Below are 6,974 nucleotides of genomic sequence, written 5' to 3' on the forward strand. Positions count from 1 at the left end.
GCGCCCGAGCGGGCGCCCGGCACGACGTGGGGGGGCAGGGGCTTCGCCGGTCCCGTCAGGAAACGGTCCACTGCTGGTTGGCCTTGCCGGCGGCGCAGGTCCACTGCACGATCTGGGCGCCGTCGGCCGTCGAAGCGCCCGTGACGTCCAGGCACTTCCCGCTGTTCACCGAGACCAGCTGGACGCGGGCCCCGGTGTCCGGGACGAGGGTCCACTGCTGGTTGGCCTGCCCGGATCCGCAGGTCCACTGGATGACCTGGGCGCCGTCGGCGCTCGAAGCACCCGTGACGTCCAGGCACTTCCCGCTGTTGACCGAGACCAGCTGGACGCTGCCGGTCCCGGCGACCGGCACCAGCGTCCACTGCTGGTTGGCCTTGCCGGCGGCGCAGGTCCACTGCACGATCTGGGCGCCGTCGGCGCTCGAAGCACCCGTGACGTCCAGGCACTTCCCGCTGTTGACGCTGGTCACGGTGTGGGTGGCCGGCCCGTCCAGCGGCGTGACGGTGGTGTTGGCGAAGTCGGCGTGCTGGAAGCCGCCGACGCCCAGGCCGATCTGGCCGATGCCGTGCCCGGCGTCGGCGACGGAGGCGACCTGGGTGTGGTCGATCGAGGCGGTGATGGTCTGGCCCTGGACGGCCAGCGCGAGGTTGTGCCAGGTGCCGGCCCCCGCGCCGGGGTAGCTGCCGCTCGCCAGCACGGTGTCCGCGCCGGAACGGTTCTCGCTGAACAGGCTCCAGGCGCCGGTGTCGTCGATCTTCAGGTGGTAGCCGGAGCGGTCGTGGTCGACGTGGTCGATGCGGCCGAGCAGTTCGGCGGAGGTGCCCGCCTCTTCGAAGGTGACGTCCGTGCTCGCCTGGTAGTGGGCCCAGGACGGGTCACCCAGGAGGGTCAGCGGGGTGTAGTTCATGTCGTCGTGCCACGGGATCGGCGCCCGGGTGATGACCTGGCGCAGGCACATCGGGGTGGTCGCCCCGGACGGGCAGGGCGCGGTCTCGAAGGCGCCGGCCCAGTCGTGGAAGTAGCGGGCGGTGGACCGCGCGGAGTAGCCGCTGAGGTCGGCCTGGTACGGCAGCGGCATCGGGGTGGGCGCGGGCGGCGTGGCGGTGCCCTTGCCCTGGCCGGTGGTCGTGGTCACGGTGTAGACGTAGCCGGGCTGCACGGTGAGCGAGTACGAACCGCTCTTGGGCGTCACGTCCTGGGTGTGGACGAACCACTTCGACTGGTCGGTGGACGTCATGTCGGTGGCCCAGACGTGCACCTGGCCGGTGGACAGGCCGCCGGCGGCCTTGAAGGTCACGGTCTGGGCGGCGGTGGCGTCGGTGGCCTCGATGACGGTGCTGTAGTCCTTGCCGGACTTGAGCGTGACGTAGCTGCCGCTGTGCGGGTCGCCGTTGGCGCCCGTTCCGGCCAGGTAGCCGCTGGCGGTGTCCAGGTACTGCCAGCCCGGCTTGGCGAACTGGGTGGTGTGGGCCATCACCCAGATGTCGCGGCCGACCGCGTAGTTGCCGGACCACGGCTGGTCGGCGGCCATCAGCCCGGCGCCCGCGTACGGCAGGTTCGAGGGCCAGGAGCTGACGAGCGCCCACTTGATGTCGGCGGTGATCCGGGCGTCGAGGTACTCGCGGTTGACGTTGCGGGCCAGGGCTGCCGGGTCGGCGCCGTAGCTGTCGTTGTCGTCCTCGGAGGCCCAGAGCCGCTTGCCCAGCCCGGTCGCGGTGTCGCTGCCCGGGCAGGCGGTGTAGACCGGGGTCGAGTGCCAGCAGGTGCCGTGCAGGCCGATGACGCCGACGGCCTTGGCGAAGGCGGGGTCGCCGGCCATGTCCGCGGCGATCGACCAGTGTTCGTCGTCGCTGTCGGACGCGACCAGGGTGGTGCCCTGGTGGCCGTGGGCGTCCAGGTCGGCGCGCAGCTTCTCGAACCAGGCCTTGTCGTAGCCGCGCTCGTTCCAGCCGCCGAGGTAGCCGACGTCCAGTCCGTGCTGCCGGGCGCAGCCGAGCCAGGACTCCAGGTACGTGATGTTGTCCTGGGACCAGACGCCGCCGTTGAGCCAGCCCGGTGCGGCCCATTCCAGTCCGTAGAAGGTGATCCCGGGGTTGCGGGCCTTGGCCTGCTCCATGAGCCACCACTCGTACCCGCGGTCGCAGTCGACCTCGGTGGGGGTGCGCATGTGGGACGGCTCGGGGCCGTCCGAGGAGTTGGCGTCGCCGCCGATCTCCACCTTCAGCATCTGCAGCGAGGCGCCGTAGCCGGGCTTGAAGAGGTAGTCCAGTACCTGGCTGCGCTGGGGTTCGGGGTAGTCGACCAGCAGGCGGGAGGTGGCGCCGCCGCCGCTGATCGCGCCGAGGCCGTCGTACGCCCGCCCTGCCGAGCGGCCGTCCAGTGTCACGGTCTGCGTCGCGGGGGCCGGCGCGGCCGACGCGGGCGGCGCGGCCAGCGCGGCGGTGGCGAGACCGAGTGCGAGCGCCGCCAGGGCCGTGACGCTCCGGCGGATCGGGTGGGGAGGTTTGATCATCGACTACTCCTGCCCTCGGGCTGGGTCGGTCGGGTGGGGGAACCGCCAGGACTCGGGCCCAGGACGGGGCCCGGTCGGTGCTGGCGGGTGCATGCCGACATGCCGGGGAGGACAGTAGACCCAACTTTCAACAGCAATCAACAGCTCTGGATGAAATGCAACGCGATCGGTCAGCCGGTCGACAGGGAGAGGGAGCCGGCGAGGGCTGCCGAGCGGGGCCCCGCGCCCCCCTGCGGCCACGCTCCCACCAGGCGCTATTGACGCCGCTCAGGCTTTGCTCGAAGCTGTCCAGGGCGACAACCTACCAATCGGTAAGTTCCGCAGAACGCACCACCACCTGCTTGGATCCACGGGATCGCGACCCGCTCCGCCGGCCCTCGACCCGACTCCAGGGCACGGCGGCATAACGAGACGGTCTCAATAGCCCTGAACTGGGAACACGAGCTTGACTCAACTCAGGGCCAGGCGTTTCCTTTTGATCCGTCACGTTTGATCGTGATGCTTTCTGATCGGTTTTGTTGCTTCTTACCGATCGGCCCCTCACCCTCAGGAGCCCCCACCATGCACCTCTCCCTCCGTGGCCGCCTGGCCTCGATCGCCGCGCTGAGCCTGGTCACCTCCCTCGGCCTGACCGCCTGCTCCACCGGGCAGACGTCCTCGAACAGCGCGGACGCCCCCGTCGCCCCGGTGTCCGGCAAGGTCACGATCACCTACCTGCAGAAGCAGGGCGACCAGCAGTACTTCGTGGACGAGGCCGCGGGCGCCAAGGCCAAGGCCGCCGAGCTCGGTGCCGACCTGAAGGTGGTGAACCTCGGCAACGACGCCAACAAGACGGTCGGCGAGGTGCAGGCCGCGATCGCGCAGAAGAGCAACGGCCTGATCATCGTGGTGCCGGACCCGGCGGTCGGCCCGCAGGTGGTCCAGACGGCCCGGGACGCCAAGGCCGCGCTGCTCACCTCGGACGACCAGGTCTGCGCGAGCGGCCCGTCCCCCTCGCAGTGCGCGGCGACCGACCTGGTGCCCCGGATCGGCTTCTCCGGTGCCCAGATGGGCGGTGAGGTCGGCAAGCGGGCGGCCGAGGAGTACAAGAAGGCCGGCTGGAACGCGGCCGACACCCGGATCATCTCCGCCTGGAAGCAGGACGTCACCGTCTGCGGCGACCGCGTGAAGGCCGCCAAGGACGCCTTCGACCAGGCCGTGCCGGGCGTGCAGCTGATCGACGTCGCGACCGACAACACCCCGACCGGCGCGCAGGACAAGGTCGCCGCCACCATCACCGCCAACCCCGGGGTCAAGCACTGGGTGACCTGGGGCTGCAACGACGAGAACGTCCAGGGCGCCGTCACCGCCCTGCAGAACGCCGGGATCAGCCCCGACGACATCGACGGCGTCGGCCTGGGCGCCTACCTGGCCTGCAAGAACTGGGCCTCCGGCAAGCCCTCCGGCATGAAGGCCGCCCTGTTCATCAACGGCAAGGACGTCGGCGCCCTGTCGGTGCAGACCATGTTCGACAAGCTCAAGAACGGCAAGGACTTCCCCAAGGAGGCCTTCGCCCCGACCAAGATGGTCGACGCCGCCACCTGGCAGTCCGCGGGCGTGTCCTGCAGCTGACGCCTCGTCGAGCCACCGGTGCGGCGGGCGGGTCCCCGACCTGACACTCGCCCGCCGCACCGGCGCCGTTCCCGGAGACCGCACCGCGACCACCGGCACCGCCGACCGCGCTCCCGGCTCCCCCTCACCGCACGCACCGCACTGCCAACGAGGCCCCGATGACCACACCCGCACCGTCACCCGCACCGCCGACGAGCGGCTCGCCCGGCCTGAGCGCCGAGGGCGTCGCCAAGCGCTTCGGCTCCGTCCAGGCGCTGCAGGACGTCACCCTCACCTTCCCGCCCGGCCGGGTCACCGCCCTGATGGGCGAGAACGGCGCCGGGAAGTCCACCCTGCTGCGTATCCTCACCGGCGACCACCGCCCCACCGAGGGGCGCGTCCTGCTCGACGGCGAGGTCCTCGACCTGCACTCGCCGATCGACGCCCGCCGCGCCGGGATCCGGATCATCCCGCAGGAACCCGAGATCATCCCGCACGTCTCGGTCGCCGAGAACGTCTACGCCGGCTCGCTGCCCCGCCGGGCCGGCCGCCGCCTGGACCGCGCCGAGCTGCGCCGCCGGATCACCGCGGACCTGGCCCGCCTCGGCTTCGACAAGGTCCTCGACCCCGACCTGCTCGGCTCCGAACTCACCGCCGCACAGCGCCAGTTGGTCGAGATCCTGCGCGCCCTGACCGGTGCCGTCCCGCCGCGGGCGATCGCCTTCGACGAGCCCACCTCCTCGCTCTCCGAGCACGAGGTCGAGGCCCTGTTCGCCCTGATCGGACGACTGCGCGACGAAGGCATCGCCGTCATCTACGTCTCCCACCGGATGAAGGAGATCTTCCAGCTCGCCGACCGCATCGCCGTGCTGCGCGACGGCACGCTGGCCGGTGTGGTCGATGCCGCCGCCACCGACGAGAGCGAGCTGGTCCGGCTGATGGTCGGCCGGGACCTGTCCTCGCTGTTCGTCCGGCAGAACGTCGCCACCGACCGCGTCGTGCTGGACGTCCGCGACCTCACCACCGACGACGTGCACGGGGTCAGCCTGACCGTCCGGGCCGGCGAGGTCGTCGCGCTGGCCGGCCTGATCGGCGCCGGACGCTCCGAACTCGCCCTCGCCCTGGCCGGCGACGCCCCGATCCACTCCGGCACGGTGGCCCTGGGCGGCGAGGTCCTGCGGCTGAAGGACCCGCGCGCGGCCATCGCCGCCGGCATCGGCCTGGCCCCCGAGGAGCGCAAGGCCCAGGCCCTGTTCCTGCACCGCACGATCCGCGACAACACCTCGCTGGTCAGCCTGCGCCGGCTCAGCCGGGGCCGGTTCGTCAGGCAGCGCCAGGAGAAGGACCTCGCCCAGGACTACGCCGACCGGCTGCGCGTGCGCGCCCCCTCCATCGAGGCGGAGGTCCGCACCCTCTCCGGCGGCAACCAGCAGAAGGTCGTCCTCGCCCGCTGGCTCGCCCGCAAGCCCGACCTGCTGATCCTCGACGAACCCACCCGCGGCGTCGACATCGGCGCCAAGGCCGAGATCTACCAGATCATCGCCGACCTCGCCCGCGAGGGCACCGCCGTCCTGGTCATCTCCTCCGAACTGCCCGAAGTCCTCGGCCTCGCCGACCGGGTCGTGGTGATGCAGAACGGCCGCACCACCGGCGAACTGACCCGTGACCAGGCGACGGAAGAGGCCATCCTCGCCCTCGCCATGGCCGACGACCTCGCCACCACCGCCACCGCCCAGACCGGAGAGACCCGATGACCACCGCCACTCCCCCGACCGCCCCGGCGCCGGACGCCGGGGCCCTGCCCGGCCGGTCCGGCGGCCCGCGCGCCCTGCTCGCCGCGATCGGCGGCCAGAACCTCAGCCTGATCGGCGCCCTCGCCGTCGTCGTCGGCCTGTTCGGCACGCTCAACCCCAACTTCGTCGGCTGGGACAACATCCAGGTCATCGCCGAGGCCGCCACCATCTCCGGCCTGCTGGCCGTCGTCCAGACCGTCGTCATCATCTGCGGCGGCCTCGACATCTCGGTCGGCTCCCAGGCCGGCCTGGCCTCCGTCACCAGCGCCATGGTCTTCACCTCCACCGGCGCCAACCCGTACCTCGGCATCGGCGCGGCGCTCGCCATCGGCGCCGGCATCGGCCTGTTCAACGGCGTCGTCATCATCTACGGCCGGGTCAACCCGACCATCGCCACCCTCGCCGGACTGGCCGCCTACAAGGGCGTCGCCCAGCTCGTCTCGGACGGCCGCGCCCAGGGCTACGTCCTCAACGACCCGGTCTTCGTCTTCCTCAGCCGCGGCAAGATCGCCGGCCTGCCCACCATGGTCTGGCTGCTGATCCTCACCGCCGCCGCCGTGCACGTGCTGCTGAAGTACACCGACATCGGCCGCAACATCTACGCGCTCGGCGGCAACGACACCGCCGCCCGCCTGGCCGGCATCAACCTCAACAAGTACCTGATCGCCGCCTACTCCCTCTCCGGCGCCGTCGCGGCCCTGGCCGGCGTGCTGCTCACCGCCCGCACCGGCAGCGGCCAGCCCGTCTCCGGCAGCGAGGGCCTGGAACTCCAGTCGATCACCGCCGCCGCGCTCGGCGGCTGCGCCCTCAAGGGCGGCAAGGGCACCATCGGCGGCACCCTGCTCGCCGTCGCCCTGCTCGGCGCGCTGCAGAACGGCCTCACCGTCCAGGGCATCAACGCCTTCTGGCAGAACGTCGCCCAGGGCGCCCTGCTGGTCGCCGCCGTCGTCATCCAGCAGCGCCGCAACCGCGAGCGGGCGGTCGGGCTGCCCGCCTGACCCGCCCTCCCCCGCGCGGGGGGGCCCCCCGCCCCCCCCCCCCCCCCCCCCCCCGGGGGATAAAAAAAAAACAAACCCCCC

General features: G+C 71.8%; 4 protein-coding genes. 3 read left to right on the forward strand and 1 reads right to left on the reverse strand.

Annotated elements, in window-relative coordinates; all coding sequences use genetic code 11:
* Window positions 1-55: 55 nt before the first annotated feature.
* Window positions 56-2,512: an RICIN domain-containing protein gene (locus tag ACFWP2_RS39335; RefSeq protein WP_380460907.1), complete on the reverse strand. Its 2,457-nt coding sequence runs from the start codon at window positions 2,510-2,512 to the stop codon at window positions 56-58.
* Between the two features lie 561 nt (window positions 2,513-3,073).
* On the opposite strand from ACFWP2_RS39335, the gene ACFWP2_RS39340 reads away from it, so the two are divergent.
* The 3 genes from ACFWP2_RS39340 to ACFWP2_RS39350 all read left to right on the forward strand — a co-directional run bounded on the left by ACFWP2_RS39340 (window position 3,074) and on the right by ACFWP2_RS39350 (window position 6,893).
* Complete coding sequence (locus ACFWP2_RS39340; protein WP_380460909.1) at window positions 3,074-4,123, forward strand: substrate-binding domain-containing protein; 1,050 nt, start codon at window positions 3,074-3,076, stop codon at window positions 4,121-4,123.
* A gap of 158 nt (window positions 4,124-4,281) precedes the next feature.
* Window positions 4,282-5,856: a sugar ABC transporter ATP-binding protein gene (locus tag ACFWP2_RS39345; RefSeq protein WP_380460911.1), complete on the forward strand. Its 1,575-nt coding sequence runs from the start codon at window positions 4,282-4,284 to the stop codon at window positions 5,854-5,856.
* On the forward strand, window positions 5,853-6,893 hold the full coding sequence (locus ACFWP2_RS39350; RefSeq protein ID WP_380460913.1) for an ABC transporter permease: 1,041 nt from the start codon (window positions 5,853-5,855) through the stop codon (window positions 6,891-6,893). The genes ACFWP2_RS39345 and ACFWP2_RS39350 overlap by 4 nt, the downstream gene beginning before the upstream one ends.
* The last annotated feature ends 81 nt before the right edge of the window (window positions 6,894-6,974 follow it).

Origin of the sequence: Kitasatospora sp. NPDC058444 (assembly GCF_042721415.1) — a bacterium.
Lineage (GTDB): Bacteria > Actinomycetota > Actinomycetes > Streptomycetales > Streptomycetaceae > Kitasatospora.